20 protein-coding genes are annotated in these 21,984 nt (G+C 63.8%); 7 read left to right on the top strand and 13 right to left on the bottom strand.

Annotated elements, in window-relative coordinates; genetic code table 11:
• The first annotated feature begins 36 nt into the window (after positions 1-36).
• The 5 genes from SO140_RS14910 (at position 37) to SO140_RS14890 (ending at position 5,728) form a co-directional block, all read left to right on the top strand.
• A complete protein-coding gene (locus tag SO140_RS14910; protein ID WP_449378971.1) occupies positions 37-912 on the top strand; it encodes a branched-chain amino acid ABC transporter permease in 876 nt (291 codons plus the stop codon).
• A 1-nt stretch (position 913) separates the two neighbouring features.
• Entirely contained in the window at positions 914-1,840 is a 927-nt protein-coding gene (locus SO140_RS14905; protein ID WP_449378972.1) for a branched-chain amino acid ABC transporter permease, read from the top strand.
• Positions 1,840-3,321, top strand: a complete 1,482-nt coding sequence (locus tag SO140_RS14900) for an ATP-binding cassette domain-containing protein (protein ID WP_449378973.1) — start codon at positions 1,840-1,842, stop codon at positions 3,319-3,321. Before SO140_RS14905 ends, SO140_RS14900 begins: the two co-directional genes overlap by 1 nt.
• 37 nt (positions 3,322-3,358) lie before the next feature.
• Positions 3,359-4,600: an ABC transporter substrate-binding protein gene (locus tag SO140_RS14895; protein ID WP_449378974.1), complete on the top strand. Its 1,242-nt coding sequence runs from the start codon at positions 3,359-3,361 to the stop codon at positions 4,598-4,600.
• Between the two features lie 225 nt (positions 4,601-4,825).
• Positions 4,826-5,728: an SMP-30/gluconolactonase/LRE family protein gene (locus SO140_RS14890; protein WP_449378975.1), complete on the top strand. Its 903-nt coding sequence runs from the start codon at positions 4,826-4,828 to the stop codon at positions 5,726-5,728.
• 250 nt (positions 5,729-5,978) lie between these two features.
• Here the strand turns inward: SO140_RS14890 and SO140_RS14885 are convergent, their stop codons facing one another.
• From SO140_RS14885 to SO140_RS14850, 8 genes are read right to left on the bottom strand one after another with little or no spacing between them, the layout of a single operon-like run.
• Positions 5,979-7,283, bottom strand: coding sequence for an MSMEG_0569 family flavin-dependent oxidoreductase (locus tag SO140_RS14885; RefSeq protein ID WP_449378976.1), 1,305 nt, complete (start codon positions 7,281-7,283; stop codon positions 5,979-5,981).
• Between the two features lie 12 nt (positions 7,284-7,295).
• A complete protein-coding gene (locus tag SO140_RS14880) occupies positions 7,296-7,583 on the bottom strand; it encodes an MSMEG_0570 family nitrogen starvation response protein (RefSeq protein ID WP_449378977.1) in 288 nt (95 codons plus the stop codon).
• A complete protein-coding gene (locus tag SO140_RS14875) occupies positions 7,576-8,742 on the bottom strand; it encodes an MSMEG_0565 family glycosyltransferase (protein WP_474799151.1) in 1,167 nt (388 codons plus the stop codon). Before SO140_RS14875 ends, SO140_RS14880 begins: the two co-directional genes overlap by 8 nt.
• Positions 8,739-9,734 carry a sll0787 family AIR synthase-like protein gene (locus SO140_RS14870; RefSeq protein ID WP_449378979.1) on the bottom strand — a complete coding sequence of 332 codons (996 nt, stop codon included), beginning with the start codon at positions 9,732-9,734 and terminating at the stop codon, positions 8,739-8,741. Before SO140_RS14870 ends, SO140_RS14875 begins: the two co-directional genes overlap by 4 nt.
• A gap of 2 nt (positions 9,735-9,736) precedes the next feature.
• Positions 9,737-10,285: an MSMEG_0567/Sll0786 family nitrogen starvation N-acetyltransferase gene (locus SO140_RS14865; RefSeq protein WP_474799153.1), complete on the bottom strand. Its 549-nt coding sequence runs from the start codon at positions 10,283-10,285 to the stop codon at positions 9,737-9,739.
• The gene (locus SO140_RS14860; RefSeq protein WP_449378981.1) at positions 10,282-11,412 is read right to left on the bottom strand and encodes an MSMEG_0568 family radical SAM protein; all 1,131 of its coding nucleotides are present in this window, start codon (positions 11,410-11,412) and stop codon (positions 10,282-10,284) included. Before SO140_RS14860 ends, SO140_RS14865 begins: the two co-directional genes overlap by 4 nt.
• On the bottom strand, positions 11,327-12,382 hold the full coding sequence (locus SO140_RS14855) for a Nit6803 family nitrilase (protein ID WP_449378982.1): 1,056 nt from the start codon (positions 12,380-12,382) through the stop codon (positions 11,327-11,329). Before SO140_RS14855 ends, SO140_RS14860 begins: the two co-directional genes overlap by 86 nt.
• 39 nt (positions 12,383-12,421) lie before the next feature.
• Positions 12,422-12,904 carry an MSMEG_0572/Sll0783 family nitrogen starvation response protein gene (locus tag SO140_RS14850; protein ID WP_449378983.1) on the bottom strand — a complete coding sequence of 161 codons (483 nt, stop codon included), beginning with the start codon at positions 12,902-12,904 and terminating at the stop codon, positions 12,422-12,424.
• A 333-nt stretch (positions 12,905-13,237) separates the two neighbouring features.
• On the opposite strand from SO140_RS14850, the gene SO140_RS14845 reads away from it, so the two are divergent.
• A complete protein-coding gene (locus SO140_RS14845) occupies positions 13,238-14,629 on the top strand; it encodes an aminotransferase-like domain-containing protein (RefSeq protein WP_449378984.1) in 1,392 nt (463 codons plus the stop codon).
• A 7-nt stretch (positions 14,630-14,636) separates the two neighbouring features.
• Here the strand turns inward: SO140_RS14845 and SO140_RS14840 are convergent, their stop codons facing one another.
• The 5 genes from SO140_RS14840 to SO140_RS14820 form a co-directional block, all read right to left on the bottom strand.
• Entirely contained in the window at positions 14,637-15,596 is a 960-nt protein-coding gene (locus SO140_RS14840) for an ABC transporter permease (RefSeq protein ID WP_449378985.1), read from the bottom strand.
• Positions 15,593-16,705, bottom strand: a complete 1,113-nt coding sequence (locus tag SO140_RS14835; RefSeq protein WP_449378986.1) for an ABC transporter permease — start codon at positions 16,703-16,705, stop codon at positions 15,593-15,595. Before SO140_RS14835 ends, SO140_RS14840 begins: the two co-directional genes overlap by 4 nt.
• Entirely contained in the window at positions 16,698-18,245 is a 1,548-nt protein-coding gene (locus SO140_RS14830) for a sugar ABC transporter ATP-binding protein (RefSeq protein WP_449378987.1), read from the bottom strand. The genes SO140_RS14835 and SO140_RS14830 overlap by 8 nt, the downstream gene beginning before the upstream one ends.
• A 65-nt stretch (positions 18,246-18,310) precedes the next feature.
• Positions 18,311-19,441, bottom strand: a complete 1,131-nt coding sequence (locus SO140_RS14825) for a sugar ABC transporter substrate-binding protein (protein ID WP_474799159.1) — start codon at positions 19,439-19,441, stop codon at positions 18,311-18,313.
• Positions 19,442-19,783: 342 nt separating this feature from the next.
• On the bottom strand, positions 19,784-20,368 hold the full coding sequence (locus SO140_RS14820) for a LysE family translocator (RefSeq protein WP_449378989.1): 585 nt from the start codon (positions 20,366-20,368) through the stop codon (positions 19,784-19,786).
• 167 nt (positions 20,369-20,535) lie between these two features.
• Between SO140_RS14820 and SO140_RS14815 the strand changes: the two genes are divergently transcribed.
• A complete protein-coding gene (locus tag SO140_RS14815; RefSeq protein WP_449378990.1) occupies positions 20,536-21,849 on the top strand; it encodes an ABC transporter substrate-binding protein in 1,314 nt (437 codons plus the stop codon).
• Positions 21,850-21,984 lie beyond the last annotated feature (135 nt).

The raw sequence follows: 21,984 nt of genomic DNA, 5'->3' as shown, positions 1-21,984 counted from the left end.
GAGACTGCCTCTCGTAGATCAGATTGCCAGTCATAGATGCGAGCATTCCAGATTCTGATCGATGGCTTCGCCATCAGCGCCCTCTACGCTCTCGGAGCCACCGGATTCACGCTGATCTTCGGCGTCTCCGGCGTGCTCAACCTCTCCCACGGGGCCATCATGGTGGCCGCAGCAGTGGCGGCCTGGGCCGCCGCCAGCATCCTGCATGTCGACACCTATTTCGGCGCCCTGATCGGCGTGGCCGTCGCTCTCGTCACCGCCTTCGCCACCTACTTCGCAGTGGTGAAGCCAATCCAGGATTCCCGCCGCATCCCCAATGAGGAAAAGGAGATCTTCGTACTCACCGGCACGCTGCTCTGGGGCATCATGATCCAGGAGCTGATCGCCTATTTCTTCACCAACAACGCCAAGACCGTGCTGCCGATCGTCGAGGGCGTCGTCGACATTCTCGGTGTGCGCACGCCGCGCAACGAGATCTTCACCGCGGTGGTGTGCTGCCTCGTCATCGCGCTCCTGTGGCTGCTGGTGAACCGCACCCGCACCGGCAAGGCGGTGCTGGCCGCATCGATGAATCCGCGCGGCGTCACCCTGCTCGGCCTCGAGCTCACCAACATCTACATCGTCGTGTGGGCGATCTACGGCATCCTCGCCGGGATCGCCGGCGTGCTGCTCGGGATGTTCTTGGGAGTCAGTTCCTACAGCGTCGGGCCGCTGACGGCGAGCGCGTTCTCGATCGTCGTGCTCGGCGGCCTCGGCAGCGTCTCCGGGTCGCTGATCGCGGCATTCGTGGTCGGCTATCTCGAAACCATCACGGCCTATCTGGTCTCGCCCGCCTATCGCACCATTCCGGCCCTTCTGCTTTTGGTGGTCGTCATGTACATCCGGCCCCAGGGCCTTCTGGGGAGGCGCTGAGATGTCCGGATTTTTCACCTCACGCCTGTTCTTCGTTTCGCTCGCGCTCGTCCTGATCGCAGCAACGCTGCCGCTCTACGTCTCCGGCTATGTGCTCGGGCTACTCACCGTCGCGTTCTATTTCGGCGTCTTCGCGATGGCCTGGGACCTGTTGTTCGGCTTCGCTGGCGAGGTCAACTTCGGACCGACGTTCCTAATCGGCGTCGGCGCCTACACCGCCGGCATTCTCAACAACCAGTTCGGCTGGTCGGTCTATCTCTGCATCGTGCTCGGCGCGCTCGCCTCCGTCATCGCCGGCCTCGTACTGGCGCTGCCGGCCCTCAGGGTGCGGGGTCCGTATTTCGGCCTGACGACGCTGGTTGCGGTGCTCATGCTCCAGAACTTCATCGTGGTATTCGCCGATCTCACCGGCGGCGAGATCGGGCTGACCATTCCCGATGTCATCACCATCGACGCGGGCGCCAATTACTGGATCGCGCTCGGCTTCATGACGATCTCGGCGGCGATCCTCTACGGGCTGTCGCAATCGCCGATCGGGCTCGTGCTGCAGGCAAGTGGCCAGGACCCGGTGCAGGCCGGCGCCCTCGGCTTCAACATCGTCAAGCACAAGCTGGCCGCGTTCGTCGTCAGCGCGTTTTTCTCGGGACTGTCAGGCGCGCTGCTGGTGTTCTATTTCGGCACGGCCTCGGTCGGCACCGTGGTCGACGTCGCGGTCGGCGTCAATGTCATCGTCTCGGCCGTGCTCGGCGGCCGGCGCACCGTGCTCGGCGCGGCATTAGGCGCGATCTTCCTGATCGTCGCGGGCGAGTTCTTGAGGCCGACTGGCGAGCTCGCGACCTTCATCGTCTCGGCAGTCGCGCTGCTTGTGGTGCTTTTCTTCCCCGGCGGTTTCCTCGGAGCGGCCCTGTCACGCGAGGCGCGTTCATAATGGATCAGACCGTCACCACCACATCCGTTCTCGCCGTTCGTGGCCTGACCAAGCGGTTCGGCGGTCTGACGGCCGTGAAGAATCTCAGCTTCGACCTGCGTGGCGGCGAGATTTTTGGCCTGATCGGGCCAAACGGTTCGGGCAAGTCCACCGCGATGAAGAGCGTGATGGGCATCGAGCGCCCGAGCGCGGGCGAAGTGATCTTCGAAGGCGCGAACGTCGCCGGCCTTCCCGCGCACAAGATCGCGCGCAAGGGCTTTGGCATGGTGTTCCAGCACTCGCGGCCGCTGAACCGGCAGACCGTGCTGGAGAACATCATGGTCGCGTTGTTGCCGGACAGCCTGTTCATGCTGTTTCCGGACAAGGCGCTGGTTGAGCGGGCCAAATGGATCGCCGACCGCGTCGGACTTGGCGCCGTGATGAATCGCCGGCCGCCGACGCTGCCTTTTGCCGATCTGCGCCGGCTCGAGCTTGCCAAGGCGATCGCCCGCGACCCGAAGGTGGTGCTGGTCGACGAGCCCTTCGCCGGGCTGACGCGGGCCGAGGTCGACGTCTTCTCCAACCTGATCCGCAGCTTTCGCGCTGAAGGCCGCGCGGTGATGCTGGTGGATCACAACGTCAAGGGCGTCGCCGCGCTCGTCGACCGCGTGCTCGCGATGTATCTCGGCGAGGAGATCGTCACCGGCAAGGCCGACGAGGTGATGAAGAACGAGACCGTGCGGCGGGTCTATCTCGGCGGCGCCATCGAGACCCATGCGCGGCCCGAGACCACCTTCAAGGACAAGGTGCCGCTGCTGCAGGTGGAAAACGTCAGCGTTCATTATGGCAAGGCGCAGGCGCTGGAGAACGTCTCGATCCACGTCCACGAGGGCGAGTTCGTCTCCATCGTCGGCCTGAACGGCGCCGGCAAGACCACGCTGTTCAACACAATCTCCGGCTTCCTGCCCTATGACGGCGAGATCCTGCGCAGCGGGGAAAAGCTGCGTGGCACGAGCGCGGCAAAAATCGCGCGCAGCGGGCTCGTGCAGTGCCCGGAATCGCGCGAGCTATTCGGCGAGATGACGGTGCGGGAAAACCTCGATCTCGGCGGCCAGCATCTCACCGACGAGGCTCGCGCGGCGCAGCTTGCGTGGCTTTTCGAGCTGTTCCCGATTCTGAAAGAACGCCAGGGCCAGTTGGCGCAGACGCTCTCCGGCGGCGAGCAGCAGATGCTCGCGATCGGCCGCGCGCTGATGATGCAGCCGCAAATCCTGATCCTGGACGAGCCGACCCTGGGGCTCGCGCCCGTCATCCTCGAGCAATTGTCCAAGGCACTGGAGAAGCTGCGGCAGACCACGTCGATCACCGTGCTGCTCGGCGAGCAGAACGTGACCTTCGCCCTTCCCCACGCCGACCGCGTCTATGTGCTCGAGCATGCGCGGATTGTCTGGGAAGGAGATCCTGGACGGTTCGCGGCGGAAGCCGGCGCCGGATATCTGTGACGATTGCCATAACGGTAACAAGCAAAGGGAGACGACCATGCGACTACCGACGTGTCCGAGCAATGCCCTCCTTCTCGCTTCTGCGCTGGCGCTGTGCCTCGCAGCGCCCGCTTATGCGCAGTCCAATGATCCCATCAAGATCGGCGTCATCGCCGAGGTACAGTCGATCGCGGGTGCGGCGACGCCGGGCGGCGCGCAGATCGCCGCTGACGAGATAAATGCCAAGGGCGGTGTGCTCGGCCGCAAGATCGAGATCGTCACCTACGACAACAAGAGCTCTTCGGCCGATTCCGTCCGCGCGTTCCAGCGTGCGGTGAGCGAGGACAAGGTTTCCGCGGTGATCGCAAGCTATATCAGCGAGGTCGTGCTGGCGCTCGAGCCGTGGGCGGCACGGCTGAAGATGCCGTTGATCACGCCGGGCGCTGCGTCGAACGAGATCACCAAGGCGATCCATAATGACTACGACAAGAACAAATATACATTCCACGGCTACCTGACCTCTGCCGCGCAGGCGCAGCTCGTCTGTGATGCCGCAAAGGATCTGCTCGTCGACCAGCTCAAGTTCAAGACGGTCGCGATCATGAGCGAGGATGCTGCCTGGACCAAGCCGCTCGACGTCGGTTACGAAGCCTGTCTGCCCAAGGCCGGCCTGAAGGTCGTCGAGCATGTACGCTTCTCGCCTGACACCACCGACTTCACGCCGATCTTCAACAACATGGAGAGCAAGAAGCCGGACGTGATCGTGACCGGCATCTCGCATGTCGGCGTGCAGCCGACGGTGCAGTGGAAGAACCAGCAGGTGCCGATCCCGATGTTCGGCATCAGCGCGCAGGCCTTGAGCCCGACCTTCTGGAATGACACCAACGGCGCGGCCGACGGCGTGCCATCGCTGGCGGTCGCAACGCCCGACGTCGCGGTGACGCCGAGGACGAAACCGTTCGCGGCGGCCTTCAAGGCCAAGTTCGGCACGCCGCCGGCCTATACCGGCTATACCGCCTATGACGAGGTCTACATCATCACGGATGCAATCAAGCGCGCCGGCTCGACCGATCCGGACAAGATGGTTGCCGAGCTGGAGAAGACCGACTTCGAGGGCACGATCGGTCGCATCCAGTTCTATGGCAAGAGCGACGAGTTCACCCACGGCATCAAGTCGGGCCCCGGTGCGGTGACCGGCCTGGTCTTCCAGTGGCAGGACGGCAAGCAGATCACGGTCTGGCCGCAGAAGATCGCGGAAGGGAAGCTCAAGTTTCCCAACTTCGTGAAACTGTCGCAGTAACGGCTGTACCCACTCAAACACGTCATGCCCGGGCTCGTCCCGGGCATTTGCATTCTTTTCTCAGCACGTTGCTCCGATGAAGCGCCACTTGCAAATTTCGCAGGGTCGATCAGAGTGACCGTCAACAGCACGCAGGCGTCTCAGAACCTGCGGCGCGCAGTGCGCTATGGCTAGGGGACGCGCCCGACGACTAGGCGCGTCCCAAGTTATCATCGCGGAGGACCCATGCTCCCCTATGTCACCCACGACCCGCGGTTCGAGCGGCTCGTCATCGGTCATGTCAATATCGAAAAGCTTTTCACTGGCTGCCGCTGGGCCGAAGGCCCAGCCTATTTCCCGGCCGGTCGCTACCTCGTCTGGTCCGACATTCCCAACAACCGGATGATGCGGTTTGACGAGACCGATGCATCGGTGTCGGTGTTCCGCTCGCCCAGCTTCAACTCCAACGGCAATACGACCGATCGCCAGGGACGGCTGGTCAGCTGCGAGCATTTCATGAGGCGCGTCACCCGCACCGAGCACGACGGCTCGGTCACCGTGCTGGCCGACCAGTTCGATGGCCGCCGGCTCAACTCGCCCAACGACGTCGTGGTCAAGTCCGACGACTCGATCTGGTTCTCCGATCCGACCTACGGCATCGACAGCGACTACGAGGGGCAGCAGAGCCCGTCCGAGATCGGCGCCAGCAACGTCTACCGGATCGACGGCAGCACCGGCGCCATCACGCGCGTCGTGTCCGACCGGGTGCAACCCAACGGACTGGCCTTCTCGCCCGACGAGACGCGGCTCTACGTCGCCGACACCGGCGCCACGCATGTCCCCGGGCTGCCCGCGACGATCTGGTCCTACAAGGTGGAGGGACAGCAGACGTCCGGAGACGCCACACTGTTCGCCACCTGTCAGGAGGGTCTCTACGACGGCTTCCGCTGCGACATCCACGGCAATATCTGGACGTCGGCAGGCCGCAGCGTGTTCTGTTACGCGCCTGATGGCACGCATATCGGCACGGTTCCGGTCGGTGAAATCGTCGCCAACGTGTGCTTCGGCGGCCCGCGCCGCAACCGGCTCTACATCTGCGGCCAGACTTCGCTCTACTCGATCTATCTCAACACGCGCGCGGCAGTTTAGGGAGTGCCGCGAAGCTCGGCGCAACCACACAAAAAAATATCGAAAACAACCCCATGCAAAGTAGCCGGTGGCGAACGGCGTGATGATTTACGATTTTGCGAAATCATTTGACACGTCGGGCAAATCAGGGGCATGATGCCATCATCGGGCCGTGGGATCAGACGTAGCTTGGGGTTGCAGGGAGAAGGCTGTTCTCCTCGCTGTTCAGGCTGTCCGCGACGGCTTGTGGCCGCCATTCGCGCGAGCGGTGTTACACGGCTACTCGCGCTGCATAGTGCGAGGCATCGTGTCTGCCGGCTTGATGCGCGTCGGCGTGCGGAGCGCTCGCGCGCTCTTTGATGTGGTCCGCAACAAACTCTGCATCTCGTCCGACGCCGACAAACCGGCCCGAGCCCCAGGTGTGGAGCCATGGCAATCCGATGACATAGGCGCCGTCGACCGACGTGATGCCTCGCTTGTGGGTTGGATAACCGGTGCCATCGAACATCGGCAGGTCGACCCACGACCAATCGGACCGGAAGCCGGTCGTCCAGATGATGCTGGTGATGCCGCTCTCTGCGAGATCGAGCTCCGTCGGCGCCGCAATGGGAGACCACACGGGTTCATAGTGAGGCGTCACAGGCGCCGCGATTTTATTCTTGGCGATGTGTTCGTCGATCAGTCGGCAGATGCCATTGTACACCCGATCGGCATTGTCGAGATTGGCCTGAAGATCATCGCCAAGCTGCAAGGATGTCCCGTGGCCGTCCCCGAGACGACCGTAGAGCTTCATACCCTCGAGGGCGAATTTGCGCAGGTCGATGTCGCGGCCCCCGTCCCGTCCGGTCAAATAGTGGTTGGCGTTCTTGCGAACCCCGTCTTTGAGCGAATGCTGATCGACCGGCAGGTTATACTGGCCGAGATCGTCAAGCCAGTCGACCGCATCGCGGCCGCGATAGAAGCGCGGGCATCGCGGCGCGCTGCCGACGGCCAGATGCACCTTGCGGCCGCCCAGATGCAGGTCTTCGGCGATCTGACAGCCCGATTGCCCGCTTCCCACCACGAGGATCTCGCCCGGTGGCAACTGAACCGGTTTGCGGTAGGCCGATGAATGGATCTGCGTGATAGCTGGATCGAGGCGCTGCGCAAACGGCGGCACTTTCGGGATGTGATAGCCGCTGACGGCCAGCACGACATGGTCAGCGGCGATCTCGCCGGCGTTCGTCTCGAGCCTGAATCCGCGACCTGCCTGCCTCAGCCGCGTGACGGCGACACCTTCGCGGATCGGCGCACCGATGTGTTTCGCAAAATCCTCGATATAGGAGACGATCTCGTCGCGCAGCATGAAACCGTGCGGATCCTTGCCGGTGTAAGGAAAGCCGGGAAGCTGGCACTGCCAGTTCGGCGTCACGAGGCAGAACGCGTCCCAGCGCTGCGTCTTCCAGGAATGGGCGATGGTGTTCTTCTCCAACACGACATGCCCGATGCCGTGCTTCTTGAGCTGCGCGCTCATCGCAAGGCCGGCCTGGCCGCCGCCGATCACGACGACCGGATAGTGAGTATGAAGGTCAGACATGATCAGCTCCTGCTATTCTTCGAACGAGACGATGGTGACGGACGCTCCGGGCGTGGCCTCGAACCGGGTTGCCATTGCTTCGATGTGGGCCAGCTGCCCGAGCGCGCGCGAGCAGAGAAAGCCGTACCTCTCGCGGACGCGCTCAGCCGCGATGGTCAGCGCGGTGCGGCTGCGCTCGCGGAATTCGGCGAGCGTATAGGTCGCGCCCGGGACGAAATGATCCTTGATGACGAGCGAGGGCGAATAGCAGGCCTCAATTCGCGCATCGGGCCAACGCACGTTGAAGTGCATCTCAGGCATAGTGCACCTCGCACATGTCCTGATAGGTCGGCACGTGAGCCTTGGCGGTACGGCTCCAGTCATGACGCCGGACGAGTCTGGTGCCGTTCGCGATCAGACGCGAGCGAAGGGGGTCCGTGAGCGCACTGAGGACAGCGTCCGCGATCGAGCCCGCGTGATGCGGATCGCACCAGGCGACGTCGTCGGGGCCAAGATATTCCGTGAATGGCTCAATGTGCGACACCACCGCCGGCACGCCGCTGGCCATCGCTTCCAGCACCGCCAGGCCAAAGCCTTCGCGCAAGGACGGAAACACCAACGCATCGGCAAGGCGATAGAGCGACGGCATTTCGGCATCCATCAAGGGGCCGGTCTCGATCACGGCGTCCGCCGGCAATCCGGCATCCCGCAGCCGTGACTTGAACTGTTGCCGGTAGAGGCCATGGTCGAGAAGCGAAGCGCCGCCCGCGATGACGACCTGCGCGGACCGGTGCACGGCGTGCACCTGCCGGAAGGCATCGAGAATGCCGAGCGTATTCTTGCGCTGCTCGACGCCGCCGATCGAGAGCAGGATCGGGGCTCCGCGAAGGCCGAGCCGGGCGCGCAGCACCTCGTCGGCGGATGCCGACGCGGCCGAATAGCACACCGTGTCGACACCGTTGCCGACCAGCGTCGCCGTACGGGACATCTCTGTCTTCAGTTGCTCCTGCCAAAATCGGCTGACGACGAACAGGCCGTCGGCGCGGACGATCGAGCGACGGTCGAGCTCGCAGAGCCGTTCGTCCCCGAACGCATCGATGTGATGGACCGTACGCACATAGCGCCGGATCAGGCCGCGCTGCTTCAGCGTCGCGAGCGCATTGCCGGAGATGCCGTCCTGGGCGTGGAAGACGTCATACTGCCGATGCGCCAAATCCTCGAAATGCCTGACATGGTCCGCAATGCGCGTTTCGACCATCGCAACGACGTCGCCCGAGACGGGCGATGCAGGCACTGAGCACGTCGAGGCGACGGTGCGGCGGAAGAAGCCTCTGCCTGTGGGGTCGGGTGCGTGCACGACCGGCCTATGGCCGAGCTGCGCCAGAGCGTCCGCAAGCGCGAGCGCGTGGACCACGCCACCCCGTGGATTGATCGAGTGCGTGAGGATCGCGATGCGAAGCTGGGACGAACCGCCACTCATGCCACGCTCCGTTGCGGGCTGCTCTGGCGAGGCGCACAGCCGATCAGCGGCTGCTCCGAAAAATCCCAGACCGTTGCGCGGCCGGAAGCCGTGTGAATGTCGACGGTCGCTCCAGCAGCAACCTCCCCGATGTCCGCTGCCGCGATGCCGCGTCGCTGAAAGCGCGAGATCGTCTCATCGACGTATTCGGGCTTCACCGACAGGAGATAGCCGAAGCTGGGGAACGTCAGCAGCCAGCGTTCGAGCGGTGCACCGGCGGGAATCGGAATCGCATCAACATCCAGCGTGATGGCGACCTGCGAGCACTCGGCGAGCATCGCCGCGGTCCCGACGATACCGCCCTGGCTGATGTCCTTGGCGGCGAGCGCGAGCCCGGACTCGGCGATGGACGGAAGGATTTCCAGATCGCCGCGGAGCCGCTCCGCGGGCGCGTCGGTCGCAGCTTCCCAATTCGCGAATGGCTCGCGATAACGGCCGCGCAGATCGATCGCCGCGATGAGCTTGTCACCGGCCCGAGCGTCGAAGCTGGTGAGAACCCTTTTGGCACGGCCGAGAATTGCGACGGCAAACTGACTTTGGCTGCTGCGCACATTGGTGTGCCCGCCGATGACGGGTACGCCAAAGGTTTTTGCGGCGGCCTTCAATCCTTCGAGAATGGGCGCTGCCTTGTCCGCACCATTGGACCAGATCGCGTTGACGATCGCGGTCGGCCGTCCGCCCATCGCGGCGACGTCGGAAATGTTGACCATGGCGCCGCACCAGCCGGCGAACCAGGGATCGGCGGCAACGAATTCGTTCATGAAGCCTTCGATGGCGAACAGAGTGTAGCCGTCGCCATCCGGGATGGCCGCACAGTCATCACCCACCGCGATGGCGTCGCTGCCCGACAGATCGAGCGCGGCCGCGACGGCCGCAATGTCGGCCTTCGCCGCGATGCCGCGACTTCGGCGGAGCCTTTCGGCAAGACTTTTGAGTGCGGCATCCGTCAGCATGATCAGGCCGCCAGTCTTGCAAGCGACAGGAAGCCGGTCTCGGGCGTCCGGAACGGCGGATAGTGATCGAGGTCGGCTTCCATCCGATGGTGCGGCCGGCCATGGAGCTCGAATTCGCCCAGCGAATGCCAGTGCATGTGCTGGAACAAAAGCGCGTTCTGGCTCTGCACATTCGCAAGGAAGCGCCGGCAGCCACGCGCGTGCGCAGAGGAGACGGCGAGCTGGATCAGGCCAGCCCCGACGGCACTGAGCCGGCGATAGTTCTTTTCGACGGCAAGCCGGGAGCCCCACCAGACATCCGCTTCGTGTTCGTCGGCGTGAATGCGCACGGTGCCGACGACATCATCCTCGACCACACCAAGCAGTGACACGGCGACGAGCGGAATGGCGACGTCGTCGACCGGGTCGCGATCATCGCCTGAAAAGACGTGCTGCTCTTCGCAGAAGACCTTGCGCCGCAAAGCGGTAGCGGCAGCGAGCTCCCAGGTTTCGGTTACGAACTTGACCTGGAATTCGGGTGCGATGAACGGTTTGAACGGCTCGAATATCATGCGCTTGCTCCGCGCTCATAGGTTGATAGTGCCGAGCAGGCTCCGCATTTGCCGCAGCCTGCCTTGATGTCGATTGCGCGCAAACCGCCCACGCGCAGCATTTCGGCGAGCGGGCGCAGGATCTCGTGCATGAACGCCGGAGACGGCGTCGGATGGCTCTCCAGCGGCGTGCCGGCGATCGGCACGAACGGGACGACGAAGGGATAGACGCCGATATCGATGAGCCGGCGCGATAGCGCGAGAATTTCAGAAGGCTCATCGCCAAGCCCGGCGAGGATGTAGGTCGAGACCTGGCCGCGCCCGAAGACCGGGACGGCAGCAGCGAAAGCGTCCATATAGGCCTCGATCGACACCTGCGCCTTGCCCGGCATGATCCTCTGGCGCACGTCAGGCCCGATGACTTCCAGATGCATGCCGAGCGCGTCGACGCCTGCATCCTTCATGCGCTGGAACCAGGCGATATCATCCGGCGGCTCGCATTGCGCCTGGATCGGCAGGTCAACGGCGGCTTTTATGGCCTGCGCACTTTCCGCAAGGATGCCGGCGCCGCGGTCGGACGTATGTGGCGTACCCGTCGTCATGACCATGTGGCGAACACCGTCGAGCTCGACAGCCACCTTTGCGACTTCTGCAAGCTGCGCCGGTGTCTTGCGCTCGACCGTGCGTCCCGCCGCGAGCGACTGGCCGATGGCGCAGAACTGGCAGGTCTTGGTGCGACTCTGGTAACGAATGCAGGTTTGCAGCACGGTCGTGGCGAGCACGTCGCGCCCGTGCAGCGTCGCGATCTTCCAGAAGGGAATGCCGTCCTCGGTCACGCGGTCGTAGAATTTTGGCCGCAGCGGAAACGAGACGTCTGCGAGCGCCACGCCGTCGCGCGAGATGCGGCTGCGCCCGGCCTCGTCCGGCCGCTCGACGAGATAGGGACTCTCGAAGGCCGGCGCATTGTGGACCGGAATCATCACGGTCGCGCCGTCGATCGTGAACGGCGTATGGTCCGACGGCCCGGCACCGCCGCGGCGGCCGGTGGCCCCGGTCTTGGGATCAGCGAGCCGGACTCCGAAGGACTGCAATTCGTTGATCAGCTGCTCGGTCGGGATCGCCTTGGGTTGCGGCATCTGCGGTCTCATCTGATTGGTCTCCCGGAATGGGCATGAGGCGGTTCGGGTGAAGGCCGTGCATGGGGCGCGCGGGGCGGTCGTTCAGCACCAGCGACAAAAGCTCCGGCCGGGCGTAGTGCCCGACCGAGTCCATCATCCGTTTGCGCTTGGTGATCAGCGCGAGATCGAGATCGGCGACGAGGATCCCCTCGCCGCTGGTTAGCGGCGGCACCAGATGATTGCCTTCCGGCGATACGATCGCGGTCATGCAGCCGCCGCGGAGGCCTTTGCGCAGGCCTTCCTCGGGCGAGATTTTCGCAATCTGCTCCTCGGTCAGCCATCCGGTGGCGTTGACGACGAAGCATCCGCTTTCCAGCGCGTGATGCCGGATTGTCACCTCGATCTGGTCGGCAAAGACCTGACCGACCAGCGATCCCGGAAACTGCGCGGCGTGGATTTCTTCATGCTGGGCCATCAGCGCGTAGCGGGCCAGCGGATTATAGTGCTCCCAGCAGGCCAGCGCGCCGACACGGCCAACCGCAGTCTCGATCACCTTCAACCCCGCGCCATCGCCCTGCCCCCAGATCATGCGCTCGTGGAACGTCGGGGTGATCTTGCGGCGCTTGAGCAGCAGGGCGCCGTTCGCATCGAACACGAGCTGGGTGTTGTAGAGCGAACCGTGATCGCGCTCGTTGACGCCGAGCACCACCACCATGCCGTGACGCCTGGCCGCCTGTCCCACCGCATCCGTGACGGGACCGGGCACGACGACGGCGTTGTCGTAGAGCTGGATATGCTCGGCGCCGCTCAGGACCGGCGGACGAACGAAGGAGAAATACGGGTACCAGGGAACGAACGTCTCCGGAAAAACGGCGAACTCGACTCCTTTGCCGGCGGCCTCTGCGATGGCGGCCAGAATCCGGTCAACCGTTCCGGTCGGCGTGTCCAGATCCGGCGCGATCTGAATCGCGCCAGCTCGGACCGTACGTTTCGCTGTCACTGTGCTTCCTCCCTCGTCCGTCGTGTGGGCCAACCGAGGTCAGACGGTCCAGGTGTGGATCATGAACGCGTCGTCCCTGCGATGAAGCAGGATGAGATCGAGCACATCGAGCGGATTGATCGGACGGATGCCGGGAATGAGCGACGGCTCGCCATGGCCGTAAAGCGCTTGCAGCGCGAACCGGCAGGCATAGACCTTGCCGCCTTCATCCATGAACTTTGCAAGCTGATTGTTGAAGTTCTGCGCGCCGGGAAACGCTTCGTCACCGATCTTCGGGAAGCCACGCTGAATGCCGAGCGTGACGCCGGGACCATAAAGCAGAACCGAGGTCTCGAAGCCCTTCCGCTTCAGGCGCAGCGCCTGGAGAATGTTGACGAGACCGATGGAGCCCTCGAACGCGACGGTGTGGAAGGTGACCAGCGCCTTCTCACCCGGCTTTGCTTTGATGTCCTCGAAAACCTTCTCTTCGTAATCGACAAGAAAGTCGCCCTTCTGTCGCGCGGGCATGTTCACTGCTGGCATAGACACCTCCTGTTCACGTCCGGGCCTCCCGGATCGAGATCAGGTTTTTGCAATCAATGTGCCAAGCGACGTTCTGCATTACAAATCATCACAACATACAATTTGCATCCAATTATGCAGTCATGGTTGACTGGAGACCTGACTGGATTTGGATATGCCTCCACTGCGCGTGAAAAAACTGCCTGAAAAATGCTGTGCAGCGCGCTTGATCGTTGTGCAATCCATTCCGCGGAGCGGAGACCTCAGGCGATGCGGAGGTGCGACGCAATTGCGTTGAAACTTGCAACAATATACAGTCAATTCTACTGACGTAATCTCCTGGGACTGAACGCAATGGCCGATTGGCGACCCGATCTATCGAACAGCGACAAGCCTCGCTATCTCGCAATCGCAGACGCAATCGCCGATGATATTGCCGCCGGACGGCTTGTGATCGGTGACCGTTTGCCGCCGCAACGAAAATTGGCGAAGCGCCTCGATGTTGATTTCACCACCGTTGCGCGCGGCTATGTCGAAGCCCAGAAGCGCGGGCTGATCGAATCGAAGGTCGGACAGGGAACCTTCGTTCGCGACAAGCCGCGACCGCGGCGCTCTGCGGCGACGAGCTTCCCGCCCCGTCCGGTCGACCTGTCGATGAACCTGCCCCCCGAGCCCGATGATCCCGAATTGATCGAGCGCATGCAGGCCGGCGCCGAATATGTGCTGCGCGACATCGTACCGCTCCTACGCTATCAGGGTTTTGGCGGCACGCAGGCCGACAAGGATGCCGCATCGAGCTGGCTCGGCCGCCGTGCGCTAGTGCCGGCACAGAGCCGCATCTTCGTCTCGCCGGGGGCGCATCCGGCGCTGCTCGGCATCCTCTCGATCCTTGCGAAAGCGGGCGAGGTGGTGCTGTGCGAGGCCATCACCTATCCCGGCATCAGGTCCATCGCCGCGCAGCTCGGCATCACCCTCGTCGGCCTGCCGATGGACGCTGACGGCATCGATCCGGAGGTGCTGACTAACGCGTGCAAGAAACTGAAGCCCAAGGCCATCTACCTCAATCCGACGCTGCAGAATCCTACGACCCTGACGATTCCTGATCCGCGGCGGCGCGAGATCGTGGCGATCGCGCGGCGATTCAAGCTGCCGATCATCGAGGATGATGCCTATGGCTTCATTCCCGAGCACGGCCACGGCCACGCGCCTTTTGCCGCGATCGCGCCCGATCTGACCTGGCACGTCGCGGGACTGGCGAAATGCATCGGAGCGGGCTTGCGAGCCGCCTACGTCGTCGTGCCCGATACGCGCTCGGCCTGGCCGTTTGCCTCTGCGCTGAGATCGGCGACCGTGATGGCATCGCCGCTGACCGTGGCGATCGCCACGCGGTGGATCGAGGACGGCACCGCGGACACGATGTTGCGCTTCATCCGCGCCGAGACCTCGGCGCGACAGAAGCTCGCCGCCGAAATCCTGCCCAAGGGGTCCTATCGTGGCGATCCCCTAAGCTTCAACCTGTGGGTTGCGCTGCCCGAACCATGGAATCGGTCGGCTTTCGTGGAGCATATGCGGCAGACCGGCATCGGTGTCGTCGCAAGCGATGCCTTCATCGTGAGCGATCCGCCTCCCGAGGCCGTGAGAATATGCATCGGCGGTCCCGCGACCCGGGCCCAGATCAGGGTCGCACTCGAGTACACCGCTCATGCGCTCGTCGAAACGCCGGCTCTGGCGTCGTCGTTTCTCTGATCCGAGACTAGCTCGTAACCCGTTCGCCGCGCCCATAGACCAGCAGCATGAAGATGATGACGAGGCCATAGATCACCTGCCGGCCGGCCTCGGGCATGTCCATGATCGAAAGCACGCTGTTGAGCAGCACGATCAGCACGACGCCGATCAGCGTGCCGAGATAGCGGCCGCGGCCGCCCAAAATGTTGGTGCCGCCGATCACCACCGCCGCGATCGCCGGCAATAGATAGGCATCGCCCATGCCCTGATAGGCTTTCGTGGAATAGCCAGCGAGCAGCACACCGGCGAGCGCAGCCGCACCGCCGCAGATGACGAAGCAGATCACGGTGACGCGGCGCGTGTCGACGCCGGCCAGGTATGCGGCCGCTTCCTTGTTGCCGATGGCATAGATGTAGCGGCCGAGCGCGGTGCGCTGGAGCATGATTGCGACCAGCACGGAAACCGCGGCCCAAACGAACAGGGCGTTGGGAATCCCGAGCGTGCGGTCGGCGGCGAGCGACCGCATCAAATCGGTGGCGGCCGTCTGCGGCGCGTAGCCGCCGGTATGGGCAACCATCAGGCCGCGCATCACCGCATTGACACCGAGCGTGAAGATCATCGAGGGCACGCGCAAGTAAGCAACGCCGATGCCGTTGACGAGCCCGACCAGAAGCCCGATCCCGAGCCCGACGGGAATGGCGAGCGGTCCGCCGATCGACGTCGCCATCATGGCGGCGGCTGCCAGCGTCCATGGCACCGACAGGTCGATCTGGGCGATCAGGATCACGATCATCATGCCGGCCGCCACGATGCCGAGGAAGGCACCGATCTGGAGCTGCTGCAACAGATAGGTCGGCGACAGCAGCGGCGCGCTGCCGAAACGGGCAAACGTATAGACGGTCCCCGCCACGAGGATGACGAGGATGAACAGCGCCGCAATCAGGATCGGGCGGTCGTCGCGCGAGAGGCTGAGAGAGGCCGACGTCATCGAAAGAGCTCCAGCGTGTTCCTGACGCGCAAGACGCCGAGCGCGCCGATGCTCACCGCCGCCAGCAGGATCAGGCCCTCGAACAGCGGTTGCAGCAGGGGCGCGATGTCGAAGATGCGAAACAAGAAGGAGATCACGCGCAGGATCATCGCCCCGAAGATCGAGCCGATCGCGCTGCCGGTGCCGCCGAGTAGCGAGGTGCCGCCGATCACGACGGAGGCGATGGAGTTGAGCGTATAGGCGCCGGCCTGCGGGATGTCGGCATTGCCCGAGGAGGTCTGGATCGCCAGGAAAAGACCGCCGCAGCCGGCGAAGAAGCCGGCGAGCGTGAAGGCCGCGATCTTGGCGCGGTCGATCGGCAGTCCTGACATGTAGGCTGCGCCTTCGGCCGAGCCGACCGCATAAACGGCGCGGCCGAGAACGGAGCGGCGGAACGGCACCCAGACGAGGAGCGCGATCAGGACGAGCAGCACGAACGGCACCGGAATCCACGCCACCGGCGCAAACCAGCTTGCGGCACCATCGTCGAAGATATGCACGGTCGCGGCGAAATCGCCGAGCGAATTGGTCAGCGCCCAGTTGAGATCCTCGTCGATCTTGCCGCCCGGCGTCGGCCGCAGGAACAGCGCGATGCCGATATAGACCGCACCGGTCGCGAGCGTGGCGATGATCGGCTGGATGCGTCCATAAACGACGACGCAGCCGTTGACGAAACCGGCCAGCGCGCCGATGGCGAGGCACACGACGATCCCGAGCAGGATGCCGCTGATGCCTCCGGGAAATGTGCCGAGGAAGAGATGCAGGCCGAAGATATCCAGATGCAGCGGCGTGCCTCCCGCCGTGCCCGTGAGCAGATAGCTCGCGAAGCATCCCACCATGGTCATGACGGCGCCGACCGAGAGATCGAGCCCCGACGCCAGCACGGGGACGGTCTGGGCCATGGCCAGCATGGCGAGCGCAAAGATCTCGTCGCCGTTCTGCACCAGCACGGCCGAGGAGAAGCCCTTGGGGTGCGCAAGGTTGTAGAGGACATAGAGGACGCAGAACAACAGGACAGCGGTGACGATGCCGACGTTCTGACGGGCGCGGATGGCAACATCGTCAAGCATGGACGGCCCCAGTGCCAGCCGGCGCTGCGGCGTCGATGTTCAACGCGCTCGCTATGATATTCGTCTCGGTGAGCTCGCTGCCCTCGAGCTCGCGCACGATACGGCCGTCATACATGATCGCCACCCTGTCGCAACAGCCGATCAGCTCGTCATAGTCGGTCGAGTAGAACAGGATGGCGGCGCCCTGGTCGGCGAGCTCGCGCATCAACCGGTAGAGCTCCTGCTTGGTGCCGACGTCGATGCCGCGGGTGGGATCGTTGAGCAGGATGATGCGCGGCTCGGTCATCAGCCACTTGGCGAGCACCACCTTCTGCTGGTTTCCGCCAGAAAGCGTCGAGACCGCATCGCCGGGCGCGCCGATCTTGATCTGGAGCCGCGCGATGGCGCGCTTGACAGCTTCGTTCTCCTTGGCACGGTCGACCAGAGGCCCGGTCGAGATTGCGTCGAGCGAGGCGACCACCAGATTGTCTGATATCGACATCGGCAGCATCAGGCCTTCGGTCTTGCGATCCTCGGGCACCAGCGCGATGCCGACCGACTTCGCAGCCGCGGGTGAGCCCGGCCGCACCTCGCGGTCTTCGACCGTGATGCGCCCGGAAATGCCGCGCAGCACGCCGAACAATGCGAGCAGCAGGGATTTCTGGCCCTGGCCGTCGAGGCCGCCGAGACCGACGATCTCGCCGGCGCCGACGCGCAGCGAGATGCGATCGAGACGACCTTCCCAGGACAGGTTGTCGAGCGCCAGCATCGGCTTCACCGAGGTACGGGCCGGCTTGGCAGGATATTGAGTCGCGATGTCGCGACCGATCATGAGCTGAACGATCTCAGCGGTCGAGCGCCTGCCCTTGTCGAAGGTTTCGATATGGCGTCCGTTGCGAAACACCGAGGCACGGTCGGCGAGCGCCTCGACCTCGTGCATGCGATGCGAGATGTAGAGAATGGCAACGCCCTCGGACTTGAGCCGCGCCAGCATCGCATAGACCTTCTCGACGTCGGCGCTGGTGAGAGCCGAGGTCGCCTCGTCCAGGATCAAAAGCTGCGGCTTCTTGCCGAGTGCCTTGGCGATCTCGACGATCTGACGGCGCGACAGCGGCAGGTCACGGACGCGCATCAAGGGGTTGACGTCCTCGCACCCGATCTCGGCCAGCAGCTCCTCGGCGCGGCGGCGCTGCGCCCGCGCGTCGATCAGGCCGAACCGGCGCGGCGGCGAGGCGATCGAGATGTTGTCCGCGACCGAGAGGTCGGGCATCAGCGACAGTTCCTGGAAGATGCAGACCACACCGGCGGCATTGGCAGCCGACGGCGTCGCGAAGCTCACGTCATGTCCGGCGAGGCGCATGCGGCCGCTGTCAGGCTGCACCACACCGGCGATGATCTTGATCAGCGTCGATTTGCCGGCGCCGTTCTCACCCAGCACGGCGTGGATCTTACCGCGTTCACAGGCGAAGTCGACGCCCTCCAGCGCCCGCACGCCGGCGTAGCGTTTGGAAATGCCGGACAGTTCGAGAAAGGCCGCTTGCGACGGGACCGCATCCGACATGGCGCGTGCTCACACAGCCGCGGCCCGGCCGAGGCCGGGCCGCAAGCAAGGCATCTCCAACTCGGTCACTGGGTGTTCTTTTCGCTTTGCGACATGATCTCCGGCGCGGTGAAATTCACGCCGCAGGGCGTGAACTGGTTCGGCGCGAAGAAGTTCGCGTTGAGCTCGGGCCAGTAGTTGGTGCCGGGCTTGAGATCCTTGTAGGTCGCGACCGGAATCGGGATCGAGATCAGTTGCGGCATGGGATTGCCCTGAAGTGCCGAGATCGCCGCCTTCATGGCGATGGCGACCAGCGCCGGCGACTGACCATAGGACATGCCCTTGAGGCCATCCTTGGCGTGGTCGGCGATCTGCTTGCGAAACTCGTTCTCGCCCTCGCCCGACATCGGCACGAAGGGATGCTTGGCCGACATCATCGCCTGCACAGTACCGTCGGAGCCGCCTTGCGTGAACACGCCGTCGAAATGGCCGTGCACTGCAAGCGCGTCCGCCGTCACCTTCTGCGAGGTGCCGGTATCCCAATTGCCGACCACTTCGGTGATCTTGAAGCTGTTGCCGGGCGCTTCCATCACCTCGCGGAAGCCAATATGGCGGTCACGGTCGACCGAATTGCCGGGCAGGCCACGGACCTCCAGGATGTCGCCGGACTTCTTGCCGCTTTCATCCATGATCCATTTCGCCGACATACGGCCCATTTCCTTCTGGTCCTCGTTGACCATCATCACCTTGTCGGTGTCGAGAATGTTGTCGAAGGGGACGACCACCACGTTGTTCTTGTCGGCGAGACGGATGATGCGGTCGAAGCCGTCGGGCGCCACCGCGATGGTGACGATGCCGTCAAAGCCCTGATTGATGAAGTCCTCCATCGCGCCGAGTTGCGCTGCAACATCGGTGCCGGTCGAGACCACCTTGAATTCCTTGATGTTCTCCTTGATGCCGGGCTGTTCGGCAAAAGCCTTCGCCGTCTTCACCATCTGGATGCGCCAGGTGTTGCCGACGAAGCCGTTGACGAGGGCGATCTTGTAGGGCCCCGGCTTCTTATCCCACTGGAAGAACTTGGTCTGGCTGGACCAAGGCTTGAAACATCCTGGATCGGCGCCCGGACCGGACACGACCTTGGGACCTGCCAAAGCACTGACCGGGGATAGCAGGAGACCGGCGCAAGCCAGCCCTGCAAGACGATGCGTCCATTCCATGTCCCTTCTCCTTGAGCGTTTTGCGTTTCCAACCCTTAAAGTGGCCGACGGGCCATGCTGGGAATTGGGCTTCCCATGCAATTTGCCCGGCTAGGATGGCATGCAATCTGCGATGCGCACAAGCCGAAGGCCCATCGTCGCCCTCGGCTCGCGCCGAACAAGCCAGCAAAAATCCATCACAAAAACGGGAGGCAATGCGGCCTCGTGCAGCGCGCGTGAGGACGCACCGATAGCGGCGCAAAAAAGAATGATACTCAGGGGAAAATGCACGTGGCGCCGTCGGCCTGCTGATCGGCCATGTCCACCCGCCTCGATCTGGTCAGGCGGGGCTGCTTGACGGCCTTAAGCGAACCCGAGCGATTGCGTGCCGATCATCCCGGCGAGTACGACCTGCACAATCGCGCTGAGCTTGTAGACGAGAGCAGGACGCCCGATTCCGTCACACCCGCGGCCGAGCGAGACGCCGAGCGCAATCCAGGCCGCGCCGATCGTGACGATCTGGGCCGCCAGCAAGACGAGCCATGGCATGAGATCAAAAGCGCCGAGCTCGAGCGGCAGCAGGGTGGACGCAAAGATGATCGCCTTGGGATTGAGCAGGGTCGTGATCAGCACGCGCTGAAACGTCACCGGCGCACGGCCGCCGCTGTCATCGGTGCCGTGACGCCACAGCAGCACGGCAAGATGAATCAGATAGAGCGCGACCACGATGCGCAACATGGTGCCGAGCATCGGCACCGCGATCATCAGCGGGCCCAGCAGCGCGCGCAGTGCCAGGATCGCCAGCAGGTAACCCGCGAGTTCGGCCACCAACAGATGAAGCGAGCGCGACCAGCCAACCGACGCACCGGAGGTGGCGAGCAGCGTGTTGGTCGGGCCAGGAATTGCCAGCAGCGAGACTGTGGCAGCAACGAAGGGGACGACATCCATGGCGCCTTGTTAATTGGGCTGGCGAATGGGCACCTTGATCTCGATCATGACCGCCGGCAGGTCCGAATTGCCTAGTGCGGCGCATGTTGACTTTCCACCATCCCCTCCAAATACTCGGCAAAAACAAGCATAAAGCCGCTCAAACGACGGTTCGAAGGGAGGATAGGATGCCGACTTCACGCAGGACGCTGCTGAAGACCTCGGCGGCTGCCGCCGCCGCACTCAGCCTCGATTGGAGACGCGCCCAAGCACAAGCTGAAACTTTGCGCATCGGTGTGATCTACGATCTGACTGGCCCGTTTGCGGCGGGCGGCTCGGTTGCGTCCTCGATCGGGGCACAGATCGCGATCGACCTCGTCAACGAGAAGGGCGGGATCGGCGGCAAGACCAAGATCGTCCCTGTGGCCGCGGACTCCCAGAGCAAGCCCGACGTCGCGATCAACGAGGCCACACGCCTGATCGACCAGGAGAAGGTCGACATCCTCATCGGAGTCTATGCAAGTGCACACGCGGTGCCGCTCGCCGCAAAGGTCGAGCAGCAGAAGAAGATCCTCTGGATCACGACCGCGGTCTCGACCGCCGTGTTCAAGGACAAGAACCTGCAATACGTTTTCCGCGCGCAGATTCACTCCGACCAGTATGGCCAGGCCTTCGCGGGTTTCCTCGCCGAGCATGCAAAAGGCAAGCTCGGCATGGATCCGAAGGACGTCAAGGTCGCGCTGATCCACGAGGACGGCCCCTATGGAGTGGGCGTGGCCGCCGCCGACGAGACCTATGCCAAGGAAGCCGGGATGTCGGTGGTGCTGCGCGAGGGCTATTCGGCCTCGGCGCCGGACCTCTCGGTGCTCGTGACGAAGATCAAGCGCGCCAAGGCCGACGTGATCTCGCATGCCGGATACAATCCCGACATCACGCTGTTCCTGCGCCAGGCGCGCGAGAGCGGGCTGCGCTTCAAGATGCTGTTCGGCGCCGGAGCCGGCTACAGCCAGCTCGACAAGTTGCGCACGACGTTTGGTGCGGACATCGACAATTTTTGCAACATCGACCCGGTGCCCGCGCAGTTGCTCGATCCGTCGAAGCTCGCCCCCGGCATGGGCGATCTCATCAAGACCATGGTTTCGCGCTATCAGGCGAAGACCGGCGCGACCGACGTGCCGCCGCACTGCTCGATGGGTTTCAACCAGACCTGGGTGCTGCTCAACAACGTGCTGCCGGTGGCGAAGGAAAAATACGGCAGCTTCGAGCCCGATGCGATCCGCAAGGCCGCGCTCGACGTCGACATCCCCGCGGGCGGCACCATCCAGGGCTATGGCGTGAAATTCTTTCCGCCGGGCACGCCGCTCTCCGGCCAGAACGAGCGTTCGACACCGGTCGTGATGCAAAATGCCGGCGAGCACATCTCGGTGGTGTGGCCGACGAGCATCAGAACGCAGGACCCGGTCTTCCCGCTGCCGAAGGGTTCGACCTACGCGGCATCGTGAATTGACCGCAACGCTGCACTCGCTCGCTCGCTTGCGGAGAGGATTGGGGAGTCTCCACGGGGACGGTGACAGTTGGATTCGCGGAGAGTCCCCCTCACCCGGATCGCATCTTTCGATGCGATCCAAACCGCTCCC

Source organism: Bradyrhizobium sp. UFLA05-108, from assembly GCF_059803455.1.
Note: the sequence above shows the minus strand (reverse complement) of the source record. Positions and strands in the feature narration are given on the sequence as shown.

Excerpts from the sequence above, each read along its gene's own strand:
- SO140_RS14910 (WP_449378971.1), top strand. The coding sequence starts at position 37 with ATGCGAGCATTCCAGATTCTGATCGATGGCTTCGCCATCAGCGCCCTC.
- SO140_RS14905 (WP_449378972.1), top strand. The coding sequence starts at position 914 with ATGTCCGGATTTTTCACCTCACGCCTGTTCTTCGTTTCGCTCGCGCTC.
- SO140_RS14900 (WP_449378973.1), top strand. The coding sequence starts at position 1,840 with ATGGATCAGACCGTCACCACCACATCCGTTCTCGCCGTTCGTGGCCTG.
- SO140_RS14895 (WP_449378974.1), top strand. The coding sequence starts at position 3,359 with ATGCGACTACCGACGTGTCCGAGCAATGCCCTCCTTCTCGCTTCTGCG.
- SO140_RS14890 (WP_449378975.1), top strand. The coding sequence starts at position 4,826 with ATGCTCCCCTATGTCACCCACGACCCGCGGTTCGAGCGGCTCGTCATC.
- SO140_RS14885 (WP_449378976.1), bottom strand. The coding sequence starts at position 7,283 with ATGTCTGACCTTCATACTCACTATCCGGTCGTCGTGATCGGCGGCGGC.
- SO140_RS14880 (WP_449378977.1), bottom strand. The coding sequence starts at position 7,583 with ATGCCTGAGATGCACTTCAACGTGCGTTGGCCCGATGCGCGAATTGAG.
- SO140_RS14875 (WP_474799151.1), bottom strand. The coding sequence starts at position 8,742 with ATGAGTGGCGGTTCGTCCCAGCTTCGCATCGCGATCCTCACGCACTCG.
- SO140_RS14870 (WP_449378979.1), bottom strand. The coding sequence starts at position 9,734 with ATGCTGACGGATGCCGCACTCAAAAGTCTTGCCGAAAGGCTCCGCCGA.
- SO140_RS14865 (WP_474799153.1), bottom strand. The coding sequence starts at position 10,285 with ATGATATTCGAGCCGTTCAAACCGTTCATCGCACCCGAATTCCAGGTC.
- SO140_RS14860 (WP_449378981.1), bottom strand. The coding sequence starts at position 11,412 with ATGAGACCGCAGATGCCGCAACCCAAGGCGATCCCGACCGAGCAGCTG.
- SO140_RS14850 (WP_449378983.1), bottom strand. The coding sequence starts at position 12,904 with ATGCCAGCAGTGAACATGCCCGCGCGACAGAAGGGCGACTTTCTTGTC.
- SO140_RS14845 (WP_449378984.1), top strand. The coding sequence starts at position 13,238 with ATGGCCGATTGGCGACCCGATCTATCGAACAGCGACAAGCCTCGCTAT.
- SO140_RS14840 (WP_449378985.1), bottom strand. The coding sequence starts at position 15,596 with ATGACGTCGGCCTCTCTCAGCCTCTCGCGCGACGACCGCCCGATCCTG.
- SO140_RS14835 (WP_449378986.1), bottom strand. The coding sequence starts at position 16,705 with ATGCTTGACGATGTTGCCATCCGCGCCCGTCAGAACGTCGGCATCGTC.
- SO140_RS14830 (WP_449378987.1), bottom strand. The coding sequence starts at position 18,245 with ATGTCGGATGCGGTCCCGTCGCAAGCGGCCTTTCTCGAACTGTCCGGC.
- SO140_RS14825 (WP_474799159.1), bottom strand. The coding sequence starts at position 19,441 with ATGGAATGGACGCATCGTCTTGCAGGGCTGGCTTGCGCCGGTCTCCTG.
- SO140_RS14820 (WP_449378989.1), bottom strand. The coding sequence starts at position 20,368 with ATGGATGTCGTCCCCTTCGTTGCTGCCACAGTCTCGCTGCTGGCAATT.
- SO140_RS14815 (WP_449378990.1), top strand. The coding sequence starts at position 20,536 with ATGCCGACTTCACGCAGGACGCTGCTGAAGACCTCGGCGGCTGCCGCC.